Annotated in this window: 21 protein-coding genes; 10 read left to right on the forward strand and 11 right to left on the reverse strand. The window is 64.8% G+C overall.

Annotated features, from left to right (window positions below):
• Positions 1-133: 133 nt before the first annotated feature.
• The 3 genes from puuE to AC1DMA_RS18590 are packed head-to-tail and all read left to right on the forward strand — an operon-like array spanning position 134 to position 4,132.
• Positions 134-1,081, forward strand: coding sequence for an allantoinase PuuE (gene puuE, locus AC1DMA_RS18580; RefSeq protein ID WP_478125691.1), 948 nt, complete (start codon positions 134-136; stop codon positions 1,079-1,081).
• Positions 1,082-1,085: 4 nt separating this feature from the next.
• Entirely contained in the window at positions 1,086-2,891 is a 1,806-nt protein-coding gene (uraD, locus tag AC1DMA_RS18585) for a 2-oxo-4-hydroxy-4-carboxy-5-ureidoimidazoline decarboxylase (protein ID WP_478145130.1), read from the forward strand.
• A 5-nt stretch (positions 2,892-2,896) separates the two neighbouring features.
• Positions 2,897-4,132 (forward strand): M20 family metallopeptidase, encoded by a 1,236-nt coding sequence (locus AC1DMA_RS18590; protein ID WP_478145131.1) that lies wholly within the window; start codon positions 2,897-2,899, stop codon positions 4,130-4,132.
• Between the two features lie 63 nt (positions 4,133-4,195).
• On the opposite strand, the gene AC1DMA_RS18595 is transcribed toward AC1DMA_RS18590, so the two are convergent.
• From AC1DMA_RS18595 to AC1DMA_RS18625, 7 genes are all read right to left on the reverse strand, one after another.
• Positions 4,196-4,393: a hypothetical protein gene (locus tag AC1DMA_RS18595; RefSeq protein ID WP_478125688.1), complete on the reverse strand. Its 198-nt coding sequence runs from the start codon at positions 4,391-4,393 to the stop codon at positions 4,196-4,198.
• A gap of 24 nt (positions 4,394-4,417) precedes the next feature.
• Positions 4,418-4,666, reverse strand: coding sequence for a hypothetical protein (locus AC1DMA_RS18600; RefSeq protein ID WP_478125687.1), 249 nt, complete (start codon positions 4,664-4,666; stop codon positions 4,418-4,420).
• A gap of 107 nt (positions 4,667-4,773) precedes the next feature.
• Complete coding sequence (locus tag AC1DMA_RS18605; protein WP_478125686.1) at positions 4,774-5,091, reverse strand: hypothetical protein; 318 nt, start codon at positions 5,089-5,091, stop codon at positions 4,774-4,776.
• 87 nt (positions 5,092-5,178) lie between these two features.
• Positions 5,179-7,221, reverse strand: a complete 2,043-nt coding sequence (locus AC1DMA_RS18610) for an AsmA family protein (RefSeq protein ID WP_478145132.1) — start codon at positions 7,219-7,221, stop codon at positions 5,179-5,181.
• An 11-nt stretch (positions 7,222-7,232) separates the two neighbouring features.
• Entirely contained in the window at positions 7,233-7,835 is a 603-nt protein-coding gene (locus tag AC1DMA_RS18615) for a DUF2939 domain-containing protein (RefSeq protein WP_478145133.1), read from the reverse strand.
• A gap of 45 nt (positions 7,836-7,880) precedes the next feature.
• On the reverse strand, positions 7,881-8,567 hold the full coding sequence (locus AC1DMA_RS18620) for a hypothetical protein (RefSeq protein ID WP_478145134.1): 687 nt from the start codon (positions 8,565-8,567) through the stop codon (positions 7,881-7,883).
• Positions 8,568-8,589: 22 nt separating this feature from the next.
• Positions 8,590-9,996 (reverse strand): selenium-binding protein SBP56-related protein, encoded by a 1,407-nt coding sequence (locus AC1DMA_RS18625; RefSeq protein WP_478145135.1) that lies wholly within the window; start codon positions 9,994-9,996, stop codon positions 8,590-8,592.
• 204 nt (positions 9,997-10,200) lie between these two features.
• On the opposite strand from AC1DMA_RS18625, the gene AC1DMA_RS18630 reads away from it, so the two are divergent.
• Positions 10,201-11,685 (forward strand): nucleobase:cation symporter-2 family protein, encoded by a 1,485-nt coding sequence (locus tag AC1DMA_RS18630; RefSeq protein WP_478125681.1) that lies wholly within the window; start codon positions 10,201-10,203, stop codon positions 11,683-11,685.
• A 140-nt stretch (positions 11,686-11,825) separates the two neighbouring features.
• Here AC1DMA_RS18630 and AC1DMA_RS18635 read toward each other — a convergent pair whose 3' ends face one another.
• A complete protein-coding gene (locus AC1DMA_RS18635) occupies positions 11,826-12,683 on the reverse strand; it encodes an aldo/keto reductase (RefSeq protein WP_478145136.1) in 858 nt (285 codons plus the stop codon).
• Positions 12,684-12,748: 65 nt separating this feature from the next.
• On the opposite strand from AC1DMA_RS18635, the gene AC1DMA_RS18640 reads away from it, so the two are divergent.
• On the forward strand, positions 12,749-13,405 hold the full coding sequence (locus AC1DMA_RS18640) for an alpha/beta hydrolase family protein (protein WP_478145137.1): 657 nt from the start codon (positions 12,749-12,751) through the stop codon (positions 13,403-13,405).
• A gap of 10 nt (positions 13,406-13,415) precedes the next feature.
• Here the strand turns inward: AC1DMA_RS18640 and AC1DMA_RS18645 are convergent, their stop codons facing one another.
• On the reverse strand, positions 13,416-14,702 hold the full coding sequence (locus tag AC1DMA_RS18645; protein ID WP_478145138.1) for a LysR family transcriptional regulator: 1,287 nt from the start codon (positions 14,700-14,702) through the stop codon (positions 13,416-13,418).
• A 127-nt stretch (positions 14,703-14,829) separates the two neighbouring features.
• Here AC1DMA_RS18645 and AC1DMA_RS18650 point away from each other — a divergent pair, with 127 nt between their 5' ends.
• The 5 genes from AC1DMA_RS18650 to AC1DMA_RS18670 all read left to right on the forward strand — a co-directional run bounded on the left by AC1DMA_RS18650 (position 14,830) and on the right by AC1DMA_RS18670 (position 19,714).
• A complete protein-coding gene (locus AC1DMA_RS18650) occupies positions 14,830-15,858 on the forward strand; it encodes an amidohydrolase family protein (protein WP_478145200.1) in 1,029 nt (342 codons plus the stop codon).
• 2 nt (positions 15,859-15,860) lie between these two features.
• Complete coding sequence (ligK, locus tag AC1DMA_RS18655; RefSeq protein WP_478145139.1) at positions 15,861-16,568, forward strand: 4-carboxy-4-hydroxy-2-oxoadipate aldolase/oxaloacetate decarboxylase; 708 nt, start codon at positions 15,861-15,863, stop codon at positions 16,566-16,568.
• A gap of 13 nt (positions 16,569-16,581) precedes the next feature.
• Entirely contained in the window at positions 16,582-17,886 is a 1,305-nt protein-coding gene (locus AC1DMA_RS18660; protein WP_478145140.1) for a gallate dioxygenase, read from the forward strand.
• A 34-nt stretch (positions 17,887-17,920) separates the two neighbouring features.
• On the forward strand, positions 17,921-18,901 hold the full coding sequence (locus AC1DMA_RS18665) for a Bug family tripartite tricarboxylate transporter substrate binding protein (RefSeq protein ID WP_478145141.1): 981 nt from the start codon (positions 17,921-17,923) through the stop codon (positions 18,899-18,901).
• 99 nt (positions 18,902-19,000) lie between these two features.
• Positions 19,001-19,714, forward strand: a complete 714-nt coding sequence (locus AC1DMA_RS18670) for a substrate-binding domain-containing protein (RefSeq protein WP_478145142.1) — start codon at positions 19,001-19,003, stop codon at positions 19,712-19,714.
• A 13-nt stretch (positions 19,715-19,727) separates the two neighbouring features.
• Here AC1DMA_RS18670 and AC1DMA_RS18675 read toward each other — a convergent pair whose 3' ends face one another.
• Positions 19,728-21,647, reverse strand: a complete 1,920-nt coding sequence (locus tag AC1DMA_RS18675; RefSeq protein ID WP_478145143.1) for a PAS domain-containing hybrid sensor histidine kinase/response regulator — start codon at positions 21,645-21,647, stop codon at positions 19,728-19,730.
• 79 nt (positions 21,648-21,726) lie between these two features.
• Positions 21,727-23,967, reverse strand: coding sequence for a response regulator (locus tag AC1DMA_RS18680; RefSeq protein WP_478145144.1), 2,241 nt, complete (start codon positions 23,965-23,967; stop codon positions 21,727-21,729).
• Positions 23,968-23,987: the final 20 nt, after the last annotated feature.

Genomic DNA, 23,987 nt, shown 5'->3' on the forward strand with positions numbered 1-23,987 from the left:
GCCTGGCTGTGCCGGCTGCGCGAAGCGCGCCGGTTCGGAGGCAGCCATGGAACCGGCTTCGCCGGGCCATCGGCGGCGCCCCCGGCAGGGGGTGGGCGCCCGACACGAAGTGCGGGCAACCTGGGGGCGAGCAATGATTTACGACACCACCCTGCCCTATCCGCGCGATCTCGTCGGCTACGGCCGCAATCCGCCGCATGCGCAATGGCCCGGCAACGCGCGCATTGCCGTGCAGTTCGTGCTGAACTATGAAGAAGGCGGCGAGAACTGCGTGCTGCATGGCGACGCGGGCTCCGAGCAATTCCTCTCGGAGATGTTCAATCCCGCGAGCTTTCCGGACCGCCACATCAGCATGGAAGGCATCTACGAGTACGGTTCGCGCGCCGGCGTGTGGCGCATCCTGCGCGAATTCGAGAAGCGAAGCTTGCCGCTGACGGTCTTCGGCGTCGGCATGGCCCTGGAGCGCTATCCCGAACTGGCCGTTGCCTTCAAGGAACTGGGCCACGAGATCGCCTGCCACGGCTGGCGCTGGATTCACTACCAGGGCCTGGACGAAGCCACCGAGCGCGAGCACATGCGCCTGGGCATGCAGGCCATCGAACAGCTCACCGGCGAGCGTGCGCTCGGCTGGTATACGGGCCGCGACAGCCCGCGCACCCGCCGTCTGGTGGCCGACTACGGCGGCTTCGAGTACGACAGCGACTACTACGGCGACGATCTCCCTTTCTGGATGAAGGTGCGCAAGACCGATGGCAATGTCGTGCCCCAGCTGATCGTGCCTTACACGCTCGATTGCAATGACATGCGCTTTGCACTGCCGCAGGGCTACTCGCACGCCGACCCCTTCTTCCAGTACATGAAGGACAGCTTCGACGCGCTGTATGCCGAAGGCGACGAGGCGCCGAAGATGATGAGCATCGGCATGCACTGCCGCCTGCTCGGACGACCTGGCCGCATCACCGCGCTGCAACGCTTTCTCGACCACATCGCTGCGCACGACCGCGTCTGGGTGTGCCGCCGACTCGACATCGCGCGGCACTGGAAGGCGACGCATCCCTATGTCGCCACGAACGGAGACTGATTCCATGGCCACCACCGCACCCGCAACTCTCGGCACTCTCACCATTGACCAGCTCAATGCCGCATCCACCGAAGCGTTGGTTTCGCTGCTCGACGGCGTCTACGAGCACTCGCCATGGATCGCCGAACGCGCAGCCAAGGCGCGCCCCTTTCGTTCGCTGGCGCACCTGAAACATGCGTTGGTCCAAGTCGTCACCGCGGCATCGCGCGACGAACAACTGGGCCTCATCCGTGCCCACCCTGAACTCGCCGGCAAGGCGATGGTCAGCAAGAGCCTCACCGCTGAATCGACGAACGAGCAGAACAAGGCGGGCCTCACCAACTGCACGCCTGAAGAGTTCGCCAAGATCCAGCAGCTCAATGCCGACTACAACGCCAAATTCGGTTTTCCGTTCATCCTTGCCGTGCGCGGGCCGCGCGGCACCGGCCTTCTCAAGCGGGAAATCATCGACACCTTCGAGCGCCGGCTGCATCACCATCCCGACTTCGAAATCGGCGAGGCGCTGCGCAACATCCATCGCATCGCCGAGATCCGGCTCGACGATAAATTCGGCGTCGAACCCACATTGGGCAATGACGTGTGGGACTGGCATGAAAAGCTCGCGGTACACACCGATCCCGGCTATGCGGAAAAGGGACAACTCACCGTCACCTATCTCACTGATGCGCACCGCGCCTGCGCGCAGCAGATCGCGCAGAACATGCGCGATGCCGGCTTCGACAGCGTGAACATCGATGCGGTCGGCAATGTGGTCGGCCGCTACGAAGGCAGCACACCCGGCGCCAAGACCCTGCTGACCGGCTCCCACTACGACACCGTTCGCAACGGGGGCAAGTACGACGGCCGGCTCGGCATCTTCGTGCCCATGGCCTGCGTTCGCGAACTCAAGCGCCAAAACCGCCGGCTGCCCTTCGGCTTCGAAGTGGTCGGGTTTGCCGAAGAAGAAGGCCAGCGCTACAAGGCGACCTTTCTCGGTTCTGGTGCGCTGATCGGGCATTTCGATCCGAGCTGGCTCGACCAGAAGGACGCCGACGGCATCACCATGCGCGAAGCGCGCCAGCATGCCGGGCTTAAGGACGAGGACATCCTGAAGATCCAGCGCGATCCGTCGAAGTACCTCGGTTTCGTCGAAGTGCATATCGAGCAAGGCCCCGTGCTGACCGAACTGGATCTGCCACTGGGTATCGTCACCTCGATCAACGGCAGTGTGCGCTATGTCGGCGAGGTGATCGGCATGGCGAGCCACGCCGGCACGACGCCCATGGACCGCCGGCGCGATGCTGCTGCGGCGGTGGCGGAACTCATTCTGTTCGCGGAAAAGCGGGCGGCAAAGGATGGCGATTCTGTCGCAACCGTCGGCATGCTCGAAGTGCCGAACGGCTCCATCAACGTGGTACCGGGCCGTTGCAAGTTCAGTCTGGACCTGCGTGCGCCGAACAACGCGCAGCGCGACGCATTGGCTGAAGACGTGCTGAATGCGCTGAAGGAAATCTGCGAGCGCCGCGGCGTGCGCCACACGCTCGAGGAGACCATGCGCGCCGCAGCGGCGCCGAGCGCCCCCGAGTGGCAGAAGCTCTGGGAAAAGGCCGTGGACGCATTGGGCGTGCCGCTCTTTCGCATGCCCAGCGGCGCGGGCCACGACGCGATGAAGCTGCACGAGGTCATGCCGCAGGCCATGCTCTTCGTGCGCGGCATCAATTCGGGCATCAGCCACAACCCGCTCGAATCGAGCACCAACGACGACATCCAGCTGGCGGTGCAAGCCTTTCAGCTGCTGCTCGATGACCTCGCCACCGCACAAGCCACCTGAACATCATGACCGACTACAACAAACTCGACGCCTGGATCGATGCCCACTTCGACGAGGAAGTGCGCTTTCTGCAGGAACTCGTGCGCGTGCCCACCGACACGCCGCCCGGCAACAACGCGCCGCACGCAGATAGAACCGCGGAGCTGATCCAGGCCTTCGGCTTTGAGGCTGAAAAGCACGCAGTGCCAGCGCAGGAGGTGAAGGACTACGGTCTCGAATCGATCACCAACCTGATCGTGCGACGCAAGTACGGCAATGCTGGCGGTGGCGGCATCACCGTGGCACTGAACGCCCACGGCGATGTGGTCCCGCCCGGCGAAGGATGGACACACGACCCCTATGGCGGCGAAATCGACAACGACAGCCTCTATGGCCGTGCCGCGGCAGTGAGCAAGAGCGATTTCGCGAGCTTCACCTTTGCGCTGCGCGCGCTCGAAGCCGTCGCCAAGCCGACCCGAGGCAGCGTCGAACTGCACTTCACGTATGACGAGGAGTTCGGCGGCATCCTTGGTCCCGGCTGGTTGCTCAAGCAGGGGCTGACCAAGCCTGACTTGATGATCGCCGCCGGATTCAGCTATGAAGTGGTCACCGCGCACAACGGCTGCCTGCAGATGGAAATCACCGTGCACGGCAAGATGGCCCACGCCGCCATCCCGACCACCGGCGTCGACGCACTACAGGGCGCGGTGCACATCCTCAATGCGCTCTATGCGCAGAACACGCTCTATCAGCAAGTGACTTCGAAGGTCGAAGGCATCACGCATCCGTACCTCAACGTCGGCCGCATCGAAGGTGGCACCAACACCAACGTGGTCCCCGGCAAGGTGGTGTTCAAGCTCGACCGCCGCATGATCCCCGAGGAGAACCCCGTCGAAGTCGAAGCCACCATCCGCAAGGTGATCACCGACAGCGCGGCGCAGATGCCGGGCATCAGCGTCGACATCAAGCGACTGCTCCTGGCCAATTCGATGAAGCCGATGCCAGGCAACAAGCCGCTGGTGGACGCGATCCAGAAGCACGGCGAGGCGATTTTCGGGGAGCCGATCAAGGCGATGGGAACGCCGCTCTACACCGATGTACGGCTGTACGGTGAAGCCGGCATTCCGGGCGTGATCTACGGCGCCGGCCCGCGCACCGTGCTCGAATCGCACGCCAAGCGCAACGACGAGCGGGTGGTACTCGAAGACTTGCGGCGCGCAACCAAGGTGATCGCGCGGACCTTGAGCGACCTGCTCGCCTGAGGCTGAATCGAGCCGCCATGGCGAGCGGCTTCGAGCGGCTTGGTCGAAGGCCTGCGTCGCTGCTCAGGCAGCGCGTTGGCCGCTCGGCAGCAGATAGCCGTTGCGGTAGATGCCGATCACGAGGCCGCTGACGGAGTCCGTCGGGCGGGCCGTGACGTATTTGCCGGCACCGGCCTGATACACGACGATCGTGCAGGCCGAGGTCTTGCTGAGAGTGCGCGCGACGCCGGTTGCCTGGGAAGCGGTCTGGTAGCTGTTCATCTTTTCACTCCTCGACAGTTCGACTCAGGCACGGGCGACGGACAGAAGGCTGTCGATCGCGAGAACCACACCTTCCTGGGCGTCCTTGGTCGGCGTGCCTTCGGTCAGCAGCTTGCGGATGAGGCCGAGCGTGTTGAGCAACTCCGCTTCCATGTCGGTCAGCAGAGGGATCACCTCGAACTCCGGGTACTTGCCGCGCGCGCCCAAGGGCCTGCCTGGGCCCGACAAGTCGACGTTGTAGCCTTCACGAATCGCTTCGGTCTGGGTTTTCATGGCGTTGAAAGTAGATTGAAGATGCCAATACCCCGTCTGCATCGCCGGGCAACGCATTCGGGCCTTGCGGGCAAGGCGCCGCAGGACGCGGCGAGCTTGCAGACAACTCAAGACAACCTCATCAGGTCTGACAGGCGCTTGCCCATTTCCTGAATCCGTTTCTGCTTTCCGGCGGCGCGGTTCATTGCCACCAGTTCGAGCGCCTGCGCCACGGATTCGGCGCCGGCGTCGCCTTCGCAGGTTCGGTCACGCCATTCGTCGGCGATGTCGATGAGCTGGCGGTTGCTGAGCGGCGCCGGCGGGGGGCAGGCATCCTGCGACGCGGTCAGCGCCCGCCTCCTGTCTGCAGGAGGCAGGGTCGAGCGCAACAGGCCGAGCAGACCAGCGGTGGTCCATTGCGGTTTGGAGGGGTGTTGCGAATGCATGTAATACATTGTGCCTAGTGATTCTCAAGGTAACAAGATATTTCCTTAACTTTCTTCTTACTTTTGCAAAAGCGTCACGGTAACCACTCAGCGCCCGATCAGTCCGAAGGGATGAGGCGCCTTGAACTTGCGCCCACCTCCCTCTTGCTGCGGCTTGGACTTGGTGCCCTGTCCGCCTGTTGACGACGGCAAGCCGCAATCCTTGGCAGTGCCCGCGTGACCGAAGAGCGCTGGCGCCAGCAGCGAAATCCCGCCGGTCGCCGCCGCAACGCCGAACGTCGCTGCCTGACGTACGGTGCCTTTCGGGTCGATGGTGAACTCGGGGTTTTCGAGCGAGCCCTTCAGCAACAGCAGCTGAACCAGGCTCCCCGGGTTGAGATCCAGCCCCTTCTTCACCCTCGGCAAGAAAGCCAACTGGATCGTCTGCTTCGCCAGGTTGATCTCGCCGCTTGCAGCGACAGCGATCTGCGGGGTTTCCATGACGATCGATCGGTCGATCGCCGCCACGCCGTTGCGCAGCGGGAGCCGTGCGACGAGGCACTGCACGACCAGGTCCTTGCTGGATGCCTGCTTGGGGAGCAGCGTATCGAGCAGGCGCGCGAGGATGTCCTGGTCCAGCGTTGCCGCGCGCCCAGTCAACCCGACATCTCGCACCGACAACTGCACGTCTCCATGGGACGTCCCCGCCAGACTCCTTGGCGTGCGACCCGTCATCCCCAGCTTGAGGTCGAGGTTCGCGCGCCCTCCCTTGAAATGCTTGCCGCCCCGTTGGGCGTCCAGGTCCTCCACGGAAAGCGACCGCGCAGTCAGTTGCAAGTCGGTGCGCGGCGCCTCGCCCATTCGGAGCGTGAGCCCGACCCGTCCATGCACGGAGCCGCCGACGGCAGCAAAAGACAGAGGCTCGATCGTCAGCCGGCCCTGGTCTGATATCAAACGGGCCTGCAGTCCGGACACCGCGGGCATTCCGGGCACGTTCAGGCGATCGACGTTGACCTGGATCTGCAGCGGGATCTCCGGCAAGGCATCGAAGGTGAACAGCGGCTTGTCGCCGAACAGCGGCGCCCGGGGCGTCTTTGCCGCTGCCGCAGGCTCGGCCGTGAGCCACTTCTTCAGATCGATCGCCGCGGACGACAACTCCGCGTCCACGCGCGGTCTGGGCGGACGGGTCTGCAGGGTGACGCGACCGTTCAGCGCCTGCCCCGCGATGGACAGCTTCAGTTCGTCGAAGCGCCACTCGTCCGGCGCACGCCGCAGCGTCGCTGTGGCTTCAACAGGCATCGGCAGCGCACTCGCCGCCGCCGAGATATTTCGCAATACCTTTGCATCGCTCACCTGAAGCTTCAGCGCGGCTTCCAGGCTCCCTGCACGCGGACCCGTTCCCAAGTTGCCTGCCGCAGAGACTGTCGCGCCATCGGTGCTCAAGGCAATATCGAACGGCCAGTCCTCGGCCCCGGCGAGCATGCGCGCCACACGGCCGACCTCGCCTTCCGCCTTCCACTCTTGCGGGCCCAGCTTGAAGACGCCCGAGAGTTGATCCCGATCGCCGTTGGCGTGCAATCCGATGGAGTCGATCGCTACTTCGACGTCGCGCGAAGCCCCCTTGCGCGCATCGCGGTACGTGACGTGGGCGCCTGACAGCAGGAAGCGGTCCATCTCCAATGACGGTGCAGCCTTTGCCCCATCGCGAGGATGCGGCGCGAATTGCCAGTTGTAGCGGCCGGCGCCGTCGCCTTCGAGCAGGATCTCGGCGTCTTCCACTTCAACGCTCAGGATGCGAATCCGCCGGTCGAGCAGATCCCGTAGCGAAATCTCGAAAGCCGCCTTGCGAAACCGCAGCATGTCGGGCTGCGAACCCCAGTCCGCATTGGCAAGCGCCACATCGTTCGCGCGCACGGCAATGGTCGGAAACAGATGAATCGACAGATCACCGTCGATGCGAAAAGCGCGCCCCGTCGCAGTGCTGATCTGCTCGGCGAGCATCGCCGAAATGCGCGCCGGCGGGTACGCCTGCCTGAGCGCGAAAGCCGCCGCGGCCAGCAACACGGCGACAACCGCAAGCAAGATGGCTGCGATGCGCCAGCCGCCGCGCAGACGGCTTCGGGACGGATTGGGCTGTGCAGCCGAAGACAACTGCCGTCCTCCTACTTTTGGGCGACCGCCATGGGCATCCTGATTTCAGTGAGCTTCCAGTCGACAAACCCACTGCGCTCGAACACAAGTCCGAGCCGTTCGGCATTCGGTTGGTCGCGCTTGCCGGGATCCACCGCATAGGCGGTCATCTTGTTCGCGCCTTCGCGGTCGATGATCCAGTTGGGCTTGCTTTCTGCTTTTTCCGGCGCGCCGCCTCCAGCCGGCGGAGCCGGGGCACTCTCTGGTGCCCGCGCAGGACCGGGTGCAGGTTGGGCCAGCTTGCCGTGGCTCATCGCCGCCATGACCGTCTCCGGCCGGACCATTGCATCCACCAGTTGATTGACGACACCAAGGCCGATGAGGCTCCCCAGTGCGGCAAACGGATTGTCCGAATCCTTCTGCGCACCCATCTTCCGGGCCAGCAGCGCAGAAAACTGGCCTTTGAGGCTCTCCCTGACTTTCGGGTAGTCGACGTGCCGATTGAAGGTCTCCGCGTCACCTTTCTGCGCCGCGCTCTGGAGCTCGCGAACAGCCAGGAACGGCGACCAATACCAGTACGCCGCAAGCGCCAACATGACGACGACAAGAACCGCAACGAGACTTTTGAGTTTCATGCGGGCCATTCTGCAACGCCCCCGTTCAACCCCTGACCCGCGCAATCAAGGATGGAGCAATGCCGTAGCCACGCCCGCAGCGCCCGACGCGACGAGCCCCAGCGACCACGCCACGTCCAGATCGAGCCAGGTGGCCCTCAGTGCCCGCAGCCCCAGATAGCGATAGACGATCCACGCGGCGCCCAGGCCCGCGCCGATCATCGCTGCGGTGTGAACCAGCGACACCATGACCGCCGTCCCCACGCTGGAGCGCATCAGCGCCATCACTGTCCCTTCATCGATCGGCGCGGACTGCACGTTGCCCGCCGCGGCAGGCGACTCGCAGAGCCCCAGCAGAATCGGCAACAGCATCAACGCAGCTCCATGCGCGGTGGCCATCAGGAAAGACCACAGCACCACCTGCGAGGGCCGAATACGCGCCAACCACCGATGGCGATGGCGCAAGACCAGCCGTGACAGCCCGAAGGCCATCACGAGCAGCCCGGCGCCAAGACGGATCTGCTGGCCCCACTGCAGCATCCACGTCAGCACTGCGAAAGGCACGAGCACAAGCGCCATCGCCAGCAGATGGCCCGTGCCCAACGGCAACCAGGTCGCAAAGACGGCCGTGTCGCGCTTTTCGCCGAGGCCGTTCGCCACTGCAAGCGGCCATCCCATCGCCGGGTTCAGCCCGTGGAAGATACCGAACGCCACCACGCCGAACCACAAGGACGCGGTGGCGGCGGAATTCACGGTAAACCTTAAACGGCCGACTTCACGCCGACGGATAGCAGAACGAATCCGTGGAGCAGTCGCCGCCCTGCAGCCGGACCTGGTGAGCGCCGTAGTCCGCGCCGAAGTCGACGACGAACTTCTTGTCGAGTTCGATGCCGCCGTTCGCACCGACGTGGCACATCACCTGTCGTCCGGGGATGCCATGGGGATAGAACTGCTGGTCCCATCGGCTGTAGAGCGAGTTGGTGAAATACACGCGCTTGCCATCGCGGCTGATCTCGGTCATTTGTGGGCCGCCGCCGAAGCTCGATCCATTGGGATGCGGCGTGCGATTGGCAACGCCGCCAATGCGCACGCTGCCCGACAGGCGCAGGTTCATCGGATCGGTCACGTCGTACTGCCGCAGTTCGCCGGTACCCCAGCACGCGACATAGAGAAAGCGGTCGTCCATTGAAAGATCGATGTCCGTGATCAACGGCGGCACTGCGCCGAAGCCCTTCAGCAGGTCGGGCAAGAGCGAGGCGTCGGCCGGCTCTGGAGGCACGACGGCGGTCTTCTTCGCGTGGAACTTGCCGCCTTCGCGCCACCACGTCCAGATCGACCCTTCGAGGTTGGTGGTGTCGACCACCACGCCAACAAAACCATATTCGCGAGTTGGATCGTGCGCGGGCCGAATCTCCAGCGCCATCTGATGGTTCGCGCCGAGATCGATGCTCTGCACATGCCGGCGCGCGCGCAAATCCCAGAAATGAAGCTGGTGCCCGTAGCGATTGCCGAGCAGGTCTTCGGGCACGATGCCGTTCTCGAACTGCGGCGGCAGGCCCCATTCGCTGGACACCATGTAGTCGCGCGGCAGATTCCACCAGAAGTCATAGTGCAGCTTCTGCGGTCCGCGCTCGATTTCCCACTTGCCGAGCACCTCGAAGCTCTCGCAATCCATCAGGAAGATGCCGGGCGGACCTTCGGTGCCGTCCGGTCCAGCCCCGCCGAGCGTGCTGATGTAGAGCCCCTCGGGGCCGCAATGCACCGTATGCGGGCGTGAATATCCCGTCTTGCGCATGACCTCTTCGGGTTCGATAACATGGCTGATGGTCGGCCGCGCCGGGTCGGGTTGCGTATCGACGACATAGATGCGCGACGATCGAATGCCCGGAATGACGAGATAGCGCCGCTTCAGGAAGGCATGGCCCGACATCGGCGCCAGCGCCGAACTGCAGGCATTCCAGCCGAAGTGATGAAACTCATCGCCGCGGTTCGGCATATCGAGCCGATGCAGCACCGTGCCGTACGTGGCGGAGCCCGGATCGACATCCACGACCGCCAGCGCATCAGGGCGCGAAGCATCGGTCGACAGCAAGGCGGTGTAGGCAATGCGCTCCGGTTCGGCCTCCATCGCCAGGCGCGGCGACGGATAGAAGGTCGGATCGGTACGAAGTGATTCGAGCATGGCGGGCTCCTGCAGAGCAGCGGTCGTGCAAGATACCTCCGCGCGCGGCACCGGAAAAGACCGTGTGTCGGAACCCGGGTTTTCCGCCATACGGATGGGCGGTCAGACTGTATACAGTTTCGCGTACATACCCGTGAACCGCAGTCGCGGCACGATTCCTGAAACTGTCCTATCTTCATCCCCCGCGCCCCAGGAGACCCTGCAATGACGGCTGTCGCCACTTCCATCCACCCCGTCGATCAGCGCCTGCCAGCGGGCAAACTCACCGCCCTGGGCCTGCAGCATGTGCTCGTGATGTATGCCGGCGCCGTCGCGGTCCCGCTCATCGTGGGACGTGCGCTCAAGCTCAGTCCGCAAGAGGTCGCGTTGCTGATTTCGGCCGACCTCTTCTGCTGCGGCGTTGCGACGCTCATCCAGTCGCTGGGCGCCACGCAATGGTTCGGCATCAAGCTGCCCGTGATGATGGGCGTGACCTTCGCGTCGGTCGCGCCGATGGTCTCCATGGCCAACACGAACCCCGGACAGGCCGGCGCGCAACTGCTCTTCGGCTCCATCATCGGCGCCGGTATCGTTTCGATACTGATCGCGCCGCTGGTCTCGCGCATGCTGCGCTTCTTTCCGCCTGTGGTGACCGGCACCATCATTGCCGTCATCGGCATCAGCCTGATGCGCGTGGGCATCAACTGGATCTTCGGCAACCCTGTGGGCCCGACGGCGCCGGCGCTGGTCGATCCGGTCTATGCGAAGTGGCTGGCCGACGTGACATCGCCTGGCTCCGCCGTGCCGCCCCTGCCCAAGGGCCTCTCCATCGTGCCTTCGATGCCCAACCCGAGATACGCCGATCTCGGCGGCCTCGGTATCGCAGCACTGGTGCTGGTGTCGATCCTCTTGATCGTGAAGTACGCCACCGGCTTCATTGCCAATATCTCGGTGCTGCTCGGCATCACGATCGGCGCGGTTGTCGCGGCTTTGTTCGGCTTCATGACTTTCGAGAAAGTCGGCCAAGCGGCTTGGTTCGACATCGTGCTGCCCTTTCACTTCGGCATGCCGCAGTTCGATCCGATCCTGATCCTCACCATGTCGCTGATCATGGTGGTGGTGATGATTGAATCGACCGGCATGTTCCTGGCGCTCGGCGAGATGACCGACCGCAAGATCACGCAGCAGGACCTGGCGCGCGGTTTGCGCACGGACGGCCTCGGCACACTCATCGGCGGCATCTTCAACACCTTCCCGTACACCAGCTTTTCGCAGAACGTGGGTCTCGTGGCCGTCACCGGCATCAAGAGCCGCTTCGTCTGCGTGGCCGGCGGGGTGATCTTGATCGTGCTCGGCTTGCTGCCGAAGATGGCGGCGCTGGTCGAGTCCTTGCCGACGGTCGTGCTCGGCGGGGCCGGGCTGGTGATGTTCGGGATGGTGGCCGCCACGGGCATCCGCATCCTCGCGGGAGTGGACTTCAAGACCAATCGCCACAACGCGATGATCGTCGCGGTGTCGATCGGCATCGGCATGATCCCGCTGATTGCGCCCAACTTCAAGCAGTGGATGCCGCATGCGATTCACTCGCTGGTGGAGTCGGGCATTCTGCTGGCGTCCGTGAGCGCGGTGCTCTTGAACCTGTTCCTCAATGGTGCGAAGCACGACGAATCGGCAATCATCGCGGCGGCCAAGCAAGCCGAAGCAGGCTAGCTGAGCTCGCCCCCAGGCTCGCGCACTTCGTGTCGCTCTCCACCCCCTACCGGGGGCAACACCGGCGGCCCGGCAAAGCCGGTTCCGCGGTGTTTCGCGAAGGGGCCTGGCTGCGCCGGCCTTGCTGCGCTGGCCTTTGCTTAGATCATTGCCAGGGGTTTCTTGCGTTGGGGGGGTGGGTGTAGGTGGTCGATTTCTGTGAGGACTTCGGGGGGCAGTTTCAGGGCTGCGGCTGCGAGGTTTTCGCGCTGGTGGGACTCGCTGACTGCTTTGGGGATGACGGCCACGCCTTGGCGGGAGAGCAGCCACGCCAGTGCGAGTTGGGCGGGGGTGGCGTTGAGGCGCTGCGCGAGTTGGGCCAGGGCGGTGTCGGTGGCCAGGGCGCCCTGGTCGATGGGGCTGTAGGCCATCAACGGGATTTGGCGGTCACGCAGCCAGGGGAGCAGGCTGAATTCGGGGCCGCGTTCGGCGACTGAGAAATAGACCTGGTTGGTTGCGCAGTCGAGGTCACCGCCGGAGATCGTGGCGAGCTCTTCCATGTCGTCGGTGTCGAAGTTGCTGACACCCCAGTGGCGGATGCGGCCCTGGTCGACGAGCGCGCGCATGGCGTCGCGGGTGTGTGCGAGCGGATGCTCGCCGCGCCAGTGGAGCAGGTAGAGGTCGATGTGGTCCAGGCCGAGCCGCTGCAGGCTTCGGGCGCATGCTGCCGGTGTGCCCTTTCGGCTGGCGTTGTGGGGATAAACCTTGCTGACGATGAACAGGTCTTCGCGCTTGACGTCGCCAGCGCGCAGGGCCTCTGCCACAGCCTGGCCGACGACTTCTTCGGCGCCGCCTTCGCCATACATTTCCGCGGTGTCGATGAGTCGGTAGCCCATGTCGATGGCTGTGCGGACAGCGGCTACTTCGGCAGTGCGCCTCGCGGCGGATTCGCCCATGTTCCAGGTGCCGAGGCCGAGAACGGGCATCGCGGCTGCGCCCTTGAGGTTGAGAGATCGCATGGGGTGGTGCTCCTTGGGTGCATTTTGTGCCGTCGCCGGCCGGCTCGCAGTACATTGGCGGCGAAATGCAGAAGCTGACCATTCGGATCGACGACGACACGAGCGTCTCGGGCATCGTGCAGGCGCCGAGCGACCCCCGCGCTTGTTACGTCTTCGCGCATGGCGCGGGCGCTGGGATGACTCATCCGTTCATGGCCGCCATTGCCGATGGCCTGGAGCAACGCAACATCGCCACGTTGCGTTATCAGTTTCCGTACATGGAACTGGGCAAGAAGCGCACCGACACGCCGCCGACCGCGCATGCGGCGGTTCGGGCGGCTGTCGCGCATGCGGCGCAACTGTTCGGGCCTCTGCGGCTGTTCGCGGGTGGCAAATCGTTCGGCGCGCGGATGACTTCGCAAGCTCAGGCGATCCAGCCTCTGCCGCAGGTCGAAGGGTTGATCTTCGTAGGCTTTCCGCTGCATCCGGCCGGTGAACCTTCCAGTTCGCGGGCGGATCATTTGTCCAAGGTTCAGGTGCCGATGCTCTTCATCCAAGGCACAAAGGACAAGTTGGCGGATCTTGATCTGCTGGGTCCGATCGTCACCTCGCTGGGCTCGCGCGCCACGCTGATGGCCATCGACCAGGCCGACCACTCGTTCSATGTGCTCAAGCGTTCAGGTCGCGACGACGCGGCGGTGCTCGTCGAGATCCTCGACGGAATCGCTCGATGGATTGGTTGAGCGACCGCTTTCAAGCACCCGCGCGGAAATCGGGCGACTTTGCCACCATGACGCGGATTTCTTCCATCAACGCCCGCGCGCCGGGCGACGGGAAAGCGCCCAGGCGCTGAGTCAGCCCGATTTCGCGCCTCGTCCGGTTTAAAGGGAAGTCGAGCACCACGAGGCTTGCGTTGCGTATTTCGTAGCGCAACTGGTGCGCGGAAATCGCGGTCAGCATGTCGCTCTCCAGCAGCAGGCCGCGCAACACGGCGAGGTCGCCCGTTTCCACGGCGGGCACCGGGGGCGCTTGTTTCGCCTCCGAGAAGAAGCGCTCCAGAAGTTCGCGCGACGGCGATCCAGGCCGCGACAGCACCCAGCACGCCAGGCGAAGATCGTCGAAGTCGATGCGCTTCGCGCGCCGCAGCGGATGCCCTGCACGCGCGATCACCGAAATGCGGTCCTCGAAGAGCGCCTCCTGTTGCAGTCCCTTTGCCTCTTCGGCACTGCGCAGCGCGCCGAGGATGAAGTCGATGTCACCACTGCGAAGCGATGCCGCCAGCACGTCATAGGGGCTTTCGACTGTCGCCACGTGCAGTTTCGGATAGCGGGCGAGCAATGATGCGATCGAGAACGGCAGGACCTGGGTACGCCCGAGGGGCAGCGCGCCGACGACCACGTTGCCTTGCAGCGTCCCTTCGCTGGCCGCGATGTCGGGGCCGATGTGCCGCAATTCCGCCAGCACCCGCTTGAAATGGAAAGCAACGATCTCGCCCGGCGGCGTCGGCGACAACCCGCGCGCCGAGCGGTCGAACAATGCAACGCCGAGGCCGTCTTCGAGATCTTTCAATGCGCCGCTGACAGCCGGCTGGGTGATTCCGAATTGGCGAGCCACCGCGGGCATGTTGCGCTTTTCCGCAAGGCTCGCGACCACCGCGAGCCTTCGGCCGTTGAGGAGCGACGTGAACAGCGAGCGAACGTCGGCCGACGGCGGAATGCCGCCGCGCGCCGCGAGCTGGGCACGCGCGTCCTCGAATTCGCGCTCGATGCGGCGGGCCCGCGCCAGCACCAGTTCACCATATGAGTTGAGCGCCATGCCGCGCGCGCGACGATCGAACAGCGGCCTGCCGAGTCCTGCCTCCAGTTCGAGGATCGACCGCGTGACCCCTGACGGCACCCGGTACAGCCCCTCGGCCGCGCCGGCGATGCTGCCGGCCGCGGCCACGGCAGAGAACGCGCGCAGATGCCGAAGGTTGATGCCGAGCGCCCCAGAATGCGTGCTGTCGATAACTTTGCGTGGCTGCGGAGATTCAGAATTCACGTCGCGAATCTACTCCTGTGGGGCGGTGTCTCGAAGCCCGGCATAAACCCCGTCCGATAAAAAACTCTGACGGCACTTCAACCCGAATTCACGCATGGGATCAAGGGCGAGCGCCATACTCCTGAACATGATCATCGACTGCCACGGCCACTACACCACCGCGCCCAAGGCGCTCGAGAGCTGGCGCAACCAGCAGATCGCAGGCATTGCCGATCCATCGCTGAAGCCCCGCCCGTCCGATCTCAAGATCAGCGACGACGAGCTTCGCGAGTCGATCGAGAACAACCAGTTGCGCCTCATGAAAGAGCGCGGCAGCGACCTGACCATCTTTTCGCCACGTGCGAGCTTCATGGCGCATCACATCGGCGACTTCGAGGTGTCGTCCACGTGGGCCGCCATCTGCAACGAGCTCTGCTTTCGAGTGAGCGAACTGTTTCCCGATCACTTCATCGGCGCGGCGATGCTGCCGCAGTCGCCGGGCGTCGATCCAAAAACCTGCATCGCCGAGTTGGAGAAGTGCGTCACGCAGTACGGCTTCGTGGGCATTAACCTGAACCCCGATCCATCGGGCGGGCACTGGACTTCCCCCCCGCTTTCCGACCGCCACTGGTACCCGATCTACGAAAAGATGGTGGAGCACGACATCCCGGCCATGGTGCATGTCAGCACGAGCTGCAACGCGTGCTTTCACACCACCGGCGCGCACTACCTGAACGCGGACACAACGGCGTTCATGCAATGCCTCACGTCCGATCTGTTCAAGGACTTTCCGGACCTGCGCTTCGTGATTCCGCACGGCGGCGGCGCAGTGCCCTATCACTGGGGCCGGTTCCGCGGCCTGGCGCAGGAGATGAAGAAGCCACTGCTGAAGGACCACCTGCTGAACAACATCTTCTTCGACACCTGCGTCTATCACCAGCCGGGCATCGACCTGCTCACGAAGGTGATCCCCGCCGACAACATCCTCTTCGCCAGCGAAATGATCGGCGCAGTGCGCGGCATCGATCCGGAAACAGGCCACTACTTCGACGACACGCGCCGCTACATCGACGCCGCACAGACGCTCGACGACGCCACGCGGCACAAGATCTACGAAGGCAACGCACGCAGGGTATATCCGCGCCTGGACCGTGCGCTCAAGAGCAAGGGGTTTTGACCATGTCCGCGAATGCCGTGAATCACTTCCAGGCGCTGGGCACCGTCCATCGAAACATCCAGCGCGCCGACCCGGCGGCTGTGGAGCAACTGTCGCGCTTCGGGGTGTCGACAGTGCACGAGGCCATGGGGCGGCTCGGACTCATGCAGCCGCGCATCCGGCCGATCTATCCGCAGGCGCGCTGCTGCGGCACAGCTGTCACCGTGCTGCTGCAGCCGGGCGACAACTGGATGATGCACGTGGCCGCCGAGCAGATCCAACCGGGCGACGTGGTCGTGGCGGCGTGCACGACGGACAGCACCGACGGCTTCTTCGGCGACCTGCTCGCGACCTCCTTCAAGGCGCGCGGCTGCCTGGGCCTGATCATCGACGGCGGGGTGCGTGACGTCCGGGACCTGACCGAGATGAACTTCCCGGTGTTCAGCCGCGCGATCCACGCCAAGGGGTGCATCAAGGCCACTCTCGGTTCGGTCAACGTGCCGGTGGTGTGCGCAGGCGCGTTGGTCCATCCCGGCGATGTGATCGTCGCCGACATCGACGGCGTGGTCGTGGTGCCGGCGGCGATGGCGCAGCAGGTGGCCGACGCGGCCCAGGCGCGCGAAGCCAACGAAACCAGCAAGCGCGCACGCTTTGCCGCAGGCGAACTCGGCCTGGACATGTACGCCATGCGCGAACCGCTCGCCAAGGCCGGCCTGCGCTACATCGACTGATCGGAGACAAACCATGGCTCGCATCATTGGCGCCGTCGCGTGCTCGCACACGCCCACCATCGGCTTTGCCTTCGACAAGAACAAGCAACAGGACCCCGTCTGGGCGCCCATCTTCGAGGCGTTCGCACCCGTGCAGCAATGGCTCACCGAGCAGAAGCCGGATGTGCTGTTCTTCATCTACAACGACCACGTCAGCTCCTTCTTCTTCGACCACTACTCCGCCTTTGCGCTGGGCGTGGGCGAACGGCACGAGGTGGCGGACGAAGGCGGCGGCCCGCGCGACTTGCCCGCACTCGCAGGTCATCCGGCGCTGGCGCGGCACATCGGCAACTCGCTGGTGGCGGACGAATTCGACATGTCCTTCTTCCAGGACCGGCCGCTCGACCATGGCGTTTTCTCGCCCATGTCGCTCCTGTGCCCTCACAAGCCTTCATGGCCGACTCCCGTGGTGCCGTTGCAGGTCGGCGTGCTGCAGTCGCCGGTGCCTTCGGCTCGCCGCTGCTATCGGCTGGGCCAGGCCCTCCGGCGCGCGATCGAAAGCTACCCCGAAGACCTGAAGGTGGCCATCGTCGCAACGGGCGGCCTGTCGCATCAGGTTCACGGCGAGCGCGCCGGCTTCAACAACACAGCGTGGGACGCGCAGTTCCTCGACCTCATCGAAAACGACCCGGTACGGCTCACCGAGATGACGCAGGCCGAACTCGCTACGCTGGGTGGGCTCGAAGGCGCAGAAGTGATCATGTGGCTGGTGATGCGGGGCGCCATGTCGTCCAACATTCGCAAGACGCACCAGAGCTACTACCTGCCTTCGATGACCGGCATTGCCACGGCCATCTATGAAAACCTTGCAAGTCCGCCGATCGCAGGCGAAGTCGAACGGCATCGGCGGCACATGGAGACGCAACTGGCAGGCGTCGAGGCACTGGAGGGCACCTATCCCTTCTCGCTGGAGAGCAGCGTGCGGGCTTATCGGCTCAACAAGTTCCTGCAGGCGATGACGCGCCCTGATCATCGCGCGCGCTTCGTGGCGGACGAGGAAGCGGCCTTCGAAGCCGCGGCACTGACCGAACGCGAACGCGACCTCGTGCGCCGCCGCGACTGGCGTGGGCTCATCCACTACGGCGTCATCTTCTTCATGCTCGAAAAGCTCGGCGCCGTCATCGGCGTGTCGAACCTGCACATCTACGCCGCAATGCGCGGCCAGTCGCTGGAGGATTTCCAGCAGACGCGCAACGCGCCCGGTGCGCTGTATTCCGTGGCCGGCAAGGAAGCCGCACCGCAAGCCTGGGACAAGGCCGCTGCGGCCGACCCGCGCTGACCACGGCTCGAATCTCGAAACCTGGACCCCTCTCATGAAATTCTTCGGCCGACGCCACTTCCTTGCCCTCGCGGGATCGCTCGCCTTCTGCATCTCTTTCGGCGCGGCCGCCGCGGATGCATTTCCTTCGAAACAGATCAAGATCCTCGTCGGCTACAGTGCAGGCGGCGCGGTGGATGCGATCGCGCGTTCGGTCGGCCAACGGATGGCGGCGACGCTCGGCCAGCCCGTCATCGTCGAGAACAAGCCGGGCGCCGGCACCAACATCGCGGTGAAGGCGCTCATCGCGAGCCCGCCCGACGGCTACACGCTTCTGCTGGCGGCCAACGCACTGGCGGTGAATCCTTCCCTCTTCCAGCCCGCGCCTTACGACCTCCAGCACGACCTGACGCCAGTGGCGATGGTCGGGCGCGTGCCGGTGGTGCTTGCCGTGCGCGAGGCCTCGGAGATCAAGACGCTGCAGCAACTCGTGGCCACCGCCAAGGCCAAGCCCGGAAGCATCACCGTCGCGACGCCCGGCAACGGATCGACGCCACACCTGGCGATCGAACTGTTCCAGCACACCGCCGGCCTCTCGATGCGCCACGTGCCCTACAAAGGCGGTGCGCAGGCGCTCACGGACACGCTCGGCGGGCACGTCGAAGTGGTCGCGGTGAATGCGCTGGAGGTCTTGCCGCTCGCCAAGGCTGGCACCTTGCGCGTGCTCGCGGTGATGAGCCCGGAGCGCTCATCGGTGCTGCCCGGCGTTCCGACGGTGGCCGAATCGGGCTACCCCAGCTTCGAGGCCAGCGTCTGGTACGGCTTTGTCGCCCCGGCGGACTTGCCCAAGCCGATCCTCGCCAAGCTTCATGAGACGGTGCAGAAGGCGCTCCAGTCGCCGGAAGTGCGTGCCCAGCTCGCTGCGGCCGGTGGCACAACGCTGTCGGGTTCGCCGGAAGACTTCGACAAGCTGCTCAAGAGCGACGCCGCCCGCTACGGCAAGCTCATCCGCGAAGCAAACATCAAGCTCGATTGAACGAACGCGCGCGGGCCTTTCATGAATCCGGGAATCACACGCCGACAAGCCTGCCTCTGGGCACTCGGCGGTGCGGCGATGCTCACTATGCACGGCGCCATGGCCCAGTCCGACTCCACCACCATGAAACATCCGATCAAGGGAATCTGCTCGATGGCCACGCGCGGCCTGCTGGACGAGCTCGCGGCGATGTATTCGACGCGCACCGGCATGCCCGTTTCGTTCGAGGCGGTCGGTGGTGTCGACGCCGCGCGACGCGTCCGCGCCGGTGAAAGCTTCGACGTCGTAGCGCTCGCTTCGGATGCCATTGCCAAGCTGGGCGACGAAGGCAAGATCGATCCGGCCACCAAGGTCGACCTCGTGCGCTCAGGCGCGGGTGTGGCGGTGCGTGCGGGCGCCACCCGGCCGGACATCGCCAGCGAGGCGGCCCTGCGCCGCGCAGTGGAAGGGGCGGCCACGGTCGGCTACTCGACTGGCCCGAGCGGTGTCGCACTCGTCGCGATGTTCGAACGCTGGGGCATCGCCGATGCGCTGCAAGGGCGATTGGTGCAGGCGCCGCCGGGTGTGGCGGTCGGGTCGCTCGTGGCACGCGGAGAGGCTGCACTGGGCTTTCAGCAGATGAGCGAACTCATCGGCGTGCAAGGCATCGACCTGCTCGGCCCGCTGCCGCCCGAAGTTCAGATCAACACGATCTTCTCCGCCGCGTTGAGCATCGGCGCGGCGCAGCCCGATGCGGCGCGAGCACTGCTCGAGTTCCTGGTGTCGCCTGACAGCGCCGAAGCAAAGCGCCGTCGCGGCATGGATCCGGCCTGACGCTCCGCAGCATTCAGGGCGGTGCAACCCGCTGGAGCAATGCAGTGAGCTTGTCGATGTCGACAGGCTTGGTGAGGTGAGCGATGAAGCCGGCGTCGTAGCTCGCCTCGCGGTCCCGCTCCTGCCCGTAGCCGGTCACCGCGATCAACGCCGGCTGCTTGAGGATCTCGGTCTTGACCCGCCTTGCGACTTCGATGCCGCTGAGCCCCGGCAGGCCGATGTCCAGCAGCACGACGTCCGGCGAGTGCGTCTTGATTGACTCGAGCGCCTGATTGCCGTCGTGTGCCAGGCTCGCGTCATAGCCGATGGCTTCGAGCAGCATGTGCATCGTCTCGGCGGCGTCGCGGTTGTCGTCGACGACCAATATCCGCGATCTTCGCTTTCCGGAATCATCCTCATCATCGGCAATGTGCGGCGCAGCGACGCTTGGAAACTGCACGACGAATTCGGCCCCCTCGCCCGGCTTGCCGCTGCTGAAGGCGCTGACGACCCCGCCCTGAAGCGTCACCAGTTGCTGCACGAGGCTGAGTCCCAGCCCGAGGCCGCCCTTGGTGCGGGCCAGGTCATCTTCCCCTTGCACGAACAGGTCGAAGATCTGCTTCTGGTCCTTCTCGAGGATGCCGGGGCCGTCGTCGCGCACCGAGATTTCCACCGAGTTCCCGAGGTCGGAGAGCCGCAAATCGACGTGCCCAAGCGGCGGGGTGAACTTCGCCGCGTTGGTGAGCAAGTTGGAAACGATCTGGACGATGCGGGCGTGGTCGCCAATCACCCACGGGTCGGTATCGCCCATGTCCACCTTGAATGCCTGCGACTTCGCCTCGCACAGCGGCCGCGCGGCTTCGGCGGCCTGGTCGAGGACATCGCGCAGCCGCACCGGCTTCGCCTCCAGGTGGATCTTGCCGCTGGTGATTCGGCTGACGTCCAGCAGGTCATCCACGAGCCGAGTCAACTGCTTGAGCTGGCGCGAAACGATGTCCTGCGTTTTCTCCACCAGCCTGGACTCCGTCTTCTCCCTCGCCAGGAGCGCCATCGCGTTGGAGATGGGCGCGAGCGGGTTGCGAAGCTCATGGCCCAGCATCGCCAGGAAGTTCGTGACGCGCTTTCCCTCGTCTTCGAGCGTGATGATCCTTCGCCGCTCGGTGAGGTCTCGCGTGACCTTCGCGAAGCCGATGTGCCGCCCCGAAGGATCATGCAGCGCCGTGATGACGACGCTCGCCCAGAAGCGGGAGCCGTCCTTGCGAATTCGCCAACCTTCGTCTTCGAGGCGGCCGTCGCGCATCGCGATCTTGAGTTCCTGGGCCGGCCATCCTCGGGCAACCACCTCTTCCGGATAGAAGATCGAGAAGTGCTTGCCAATGATCTCGGTCGCGGCGTAGCCCTTGTTGACCTGTGCGCCGAGATTCCAGCTGATGACCCGGCCTTCCGGGTCCAGCATGAAGATCGCGTAGTCCTTCACGCCCTCCACCAGCAGCCGGAAGCGTTCCTCGCTCGATCGCAGCAAGTCCTCTTGCCGGCGGTGCTCCGTGAGGTCACGGGCGACGTGGGAAAAGCCGCGGAGCTCGCCCTCGTCGTCGACCACCTTCGTGATGACGAAGCTGGAAAGAAAGCGGCTGCCGTCGTTGCGGGTTCGCCAGCCTTCGTCTTCGAAGCGGCCGTGTTCGAGAGCCACCGCCAATTCGACCTGCGGCCGGTTTCGCACAACCAGATCGGCCGGATAGAAAAAACCGAAATGCCGCCCGATGACCTCGTCCCGCTCATACCCGTGCAACAGCCGCGCCCCTTCGTTCCAGGAGAGGACGTGGCCTTCCGCATCGAGCATGAAAAATGCGAAATCCGCCAGCGCATCAACCATCAGGCGATAGTCGCGGTCGCTGACCGTTTGCAAGTCGGATGAGTTCGTGGGAGCCGAGGCGCGTTCGATAGGCTGTTTCATAAAACAAGAGGGGACTCAAGAAACACTACCGGGTCTTGCACCAAGGCGCAATCGGACGGGGCGTACAGGCCAGTCGGATTCATTCAAGGCGCAGGCCTTCGGCGCCGCCCGCCGCGCCGGACAATCCGGGCGCGGCAGCCTCACCCCGAATCGCCTGCCATTCGTGGATGCAGGCGAGCAAGACGTCCGGATCGGCGGGCTTGACGAAGTGATGGTCAAACCCCGCCTCGCGGGCGGCCTGCCGATCGTCGTGCTGGCCGTAGCCGGTCAGCGCGATCAGCAGCAAGCCGTCTCCGACAGGCAAGGTCCGAAGTCGGCGCGCGACCTCGTAGCCGTCGATCAAGGGCAGCCCGATATCCACGATGGCCACCGCGGGCCGAAACTCGCGCGCTTCGATCAGCGCCCGCTCGCCGTCGGACGCGACCCGAATCTGGTGCCCGTCCAGTTGAAGAATGGCAGCGACCACCTCGGCCGCATCGCGGTTGTCGTCCACCACCAGAATGCGCTCCAACCGCTTGAACGGCACCGGCTCGGTTGTCGTTTCAATGACGATGGCTTCCGGCGCCGGTGCCCGCACCGCTGGCAGCCGCACCGTGAAGACGGAGCCCTTGTCCTGCCCCTCGCTGGAGACGTCGATGTCGCCGCCGTGCATCAGCGCGAGACGGCGGGCCAGTGTCAGCCCGACTCCCAGTCCACCCTGCGAGCGGTCCAGGCCGCGCTTGCCCTGCTCGAAGAGTTCGAAGATCCGCGGCAGCAGTTCGGGGTCGATGCCCATGCCGTGATCGCGCACCGAGACGACGGCCACGTTCTTCTCCGCCCTGCAATGCAGCACCACGGAGGTCTCGTCGGGGCTGTACTTGGATGCGTTGTGCAGCAGGTTGGCGAAGACCTGCGTCAGCCGGGCGAAGTCGCCGTTCAGCCACACGGGCTCGGCCGGCACGTCGATGGTGAGCTTCTGCCGATGGCTGTCGAAAAGGCCATGGACGGTCTCCACGCTTTGCGCGATCACCTGCCTGAGATCGATGCGTTCGCGCTTCAACGCGAACTTGCCCTGGCTGATGCGGCTCACGTCGAGCAGTTCCTCGATCAGGCGCGTCAGTTGGCGCAGCTGCCGGGTGGCAATGTCGAGCGCCCAGTTGACCTTCGGGTGCGGGGCCGCGGTGCGACGCACCACCTCCACCGCCATGTGAATGGGCGCAAGCGGATTGCGCAGCTCGTGCGACATCATCGCGAGAAATTCATCCTTGCGTTGATTGGACGCCTGGAGTGCCTCCTGCGCAGCCATGCGTTCGATCGCCTCGTGCTGCAGCACGCGAAACAGACGCGCATTCTCGAAGGCGCTTGCCGCGCGCGCGGAGGTTTCCTCCAGCAGCGCCGCGAGCACCGGGGGCTCCCAGGCACCGCCTGATGCGGGCGCGAGAACCAGCAATGCGCCAAGCACCCGGTCACCGAAGCACACGGGCATTGCGATCGCCAGGTCGGGCGCGGTCCAAGGCAGGCTCGAATCCAATCCAAAGGCGCCGGGCCCGAGCTTTTGCAAGGCGCATTGACTGACGACCCGGCCGCCGCGCGATTCGAGAACTTCGTCCAGCAGTTCGCAAACCCGCGGGTCAAGTCGCTCCTGCCGGCCGCCTTCAACGTGCAGTTGGCCGCCGGCAGCGACCGCAACGACCACTTCGCGCGGGCCGAGGTCGGCGTCGACGAGTTGCACGAGGCCCAGCGTACCGAGCTCCGATGCCAGCAGTTCGGCGCACTGGCGAGCGGCGGCATCGACTTGCAACGAGCCGTTGAGCACGCGGCTCGCCTTCGCGAGAAAAGCGGATCTCCTGTCGTTCTCCTCGGCAACGCGCCGCGCCGCTTCGGCCGCGAGCACCGCCGCGCGGCTGTCCGCCTGCCGCCGGATCTGGCGGTTCATGAGGTAGAGCGAGACGAAGACGCCCACCTTGCTGCGCAGCATCTCGGGCACGACCGGCGAGAGGATGTAGTCGACGGCACCGAGCGAATAACCGCGCGCCGTCTGCAACTCGTCCGCGTACGAAGTCACGAAGATGATCGGCGTGTGCATCGAACGGGGGTGCTTGCGGATGAGCGTCGCGGTCTCGAAGCCGTCGATGTCGGGCATGTTCACGTCCAGCAGGATGACCGCGAACTCGCGCTTGAGGACCTCACGCAGCGCGGCAGCACCGGACTGGACCTGAACCAGTTCCTGCCCGAGGTCTTCGAGCACCGTACGGAACACGAGCAGCTTCTCGGGCAGGTCATCGACGATGAGGATCGCCGCCCTCTCGTCCGTGGGGTCCGGGAAGCGTTCGTCCAGCATTGCATCTTCCCCTTTGGCTA

The organism is Variovorax sp. 05N34 (assembly GCF_056397405.1).

Bases quoted from the DNA above. Each gene is read 5' to 3' on its own strand.
- puuE (WP_478125691.1), top strand. From the start codon at position 134: ATGATTTACGACACCACCCTGCCCTATCCGCGCGATCTCGTCGGCTAC.
- uraD (WP_478145130.1), top strand. From the start codon at position 1,086: ATGGCCACCACCGCACCCGCAACTCTCGGCACTCTCACCATTGACCAG.
- AC1DMA_RS18590 (WP_478145131.1), top strand. From the start codon at position 2,897: ATGACCGACTACAACAAACTCGACGCCTGGATCGATGCCCACTTCGAC.
- AC1DMA_RS18595 (WP_478125688.1), bottom strand. From the start codon at position 4,393: ATGAACAGCTACCAGACCGCTTCCCAGGCAACCGGCGTCGCGCGCACT.
- AC1DMA_RS18600 (WP_478125687.1), bottom strand. From the start codon at position 4,666: ATGAAAACCCAGACCGAAGCGATTCGTGAAGGCTACAACGTCGACTTG.
- AC1DMA_RS18605 (WP_478125686.1), bottom strand. From the start codon at position 5,091: ATGCATTCGCAACACCCCTCCAAACCGCAATGGACCACCGCTGGTCTG.
- AC1DMA_RS18615 (WP_478145133.1), bottom strand. From the start codon at position 7,835: ATGAAACTCAAAAGTCTCGTTGCGGTTCTTGTCGTCGTCATGTTGGCG.
- AC1DMA_RS18625 (WP_478145135.1), bottom strand. From the start codon at position 9,996: ATGCTCGAATCACTTCGTACCGATCCGACCTTCTATCCGTCGCCGCGC.
- AC1DMA_RS18630 (WP_478125681.1), top strand. From the start codon at position 10,201: ATGACGGCTGTCGCCACTTCCATCCACCCCGTCGATCAGCGCCTGCCA.
- AC1DMA_RS18635 (WP_478145136.1), bottom strand. From the start codon at position 12,683: ATGCGATCTCTCAACCTCAAGGGCGCAGCCGCGATGCCCGTTCTCGGC.
- AC1DMA_RS18650 (WP_478145200.1), top strand. From the start codon at position 14,830: ATGATCATCGACTGCCACGGCCACTACACCACCGCGCCCAAGGCGCTC.
- ligK (WP_478145139.1), top strand. From the start codon at position 15,861: ATGTCCGCGAATGCCGTGAATCACTTCCAGGCGCTGGGCACCGTCCAT.
- AC1DMA_RS18660 (WP_478145140.1), top strand. From the start codon at position 16,582: ATGGCTCGCATCATTGGCGCCGTCGCGTGCTCGCACACGCCCACCATC.
- AC1DMA_RS18665 (WP_478145141.1), top strand. From the start codon at position 17,921: ATGAAATTCTTCGGCCGACGCCACTTCCTTGCCCTCGCGGGATCGCTC.
- AC1DMA_RS18670 (WP_478145142.1), top strand. From the start codon at position 19,001: ATGGCCCAGTCCGACTCCACCACCATGAAACATCCGATCAAGGGAATC.
- AC1DMA_RS18675 (WP_478145143.1), bottom strand. From the start codon at position 21,647: ATGAAACAGCCTATCGAACGCGCCTCGGCTCCCACGAACTCATCCGAC.
- AC1DMA_RS18680 (WP_478145144.1), bottom strand. From the start codon at position 23,967: ATGCTGGACGAACGCTTCCCGGACCCCACGGACGAGAGGGCGGCGATC.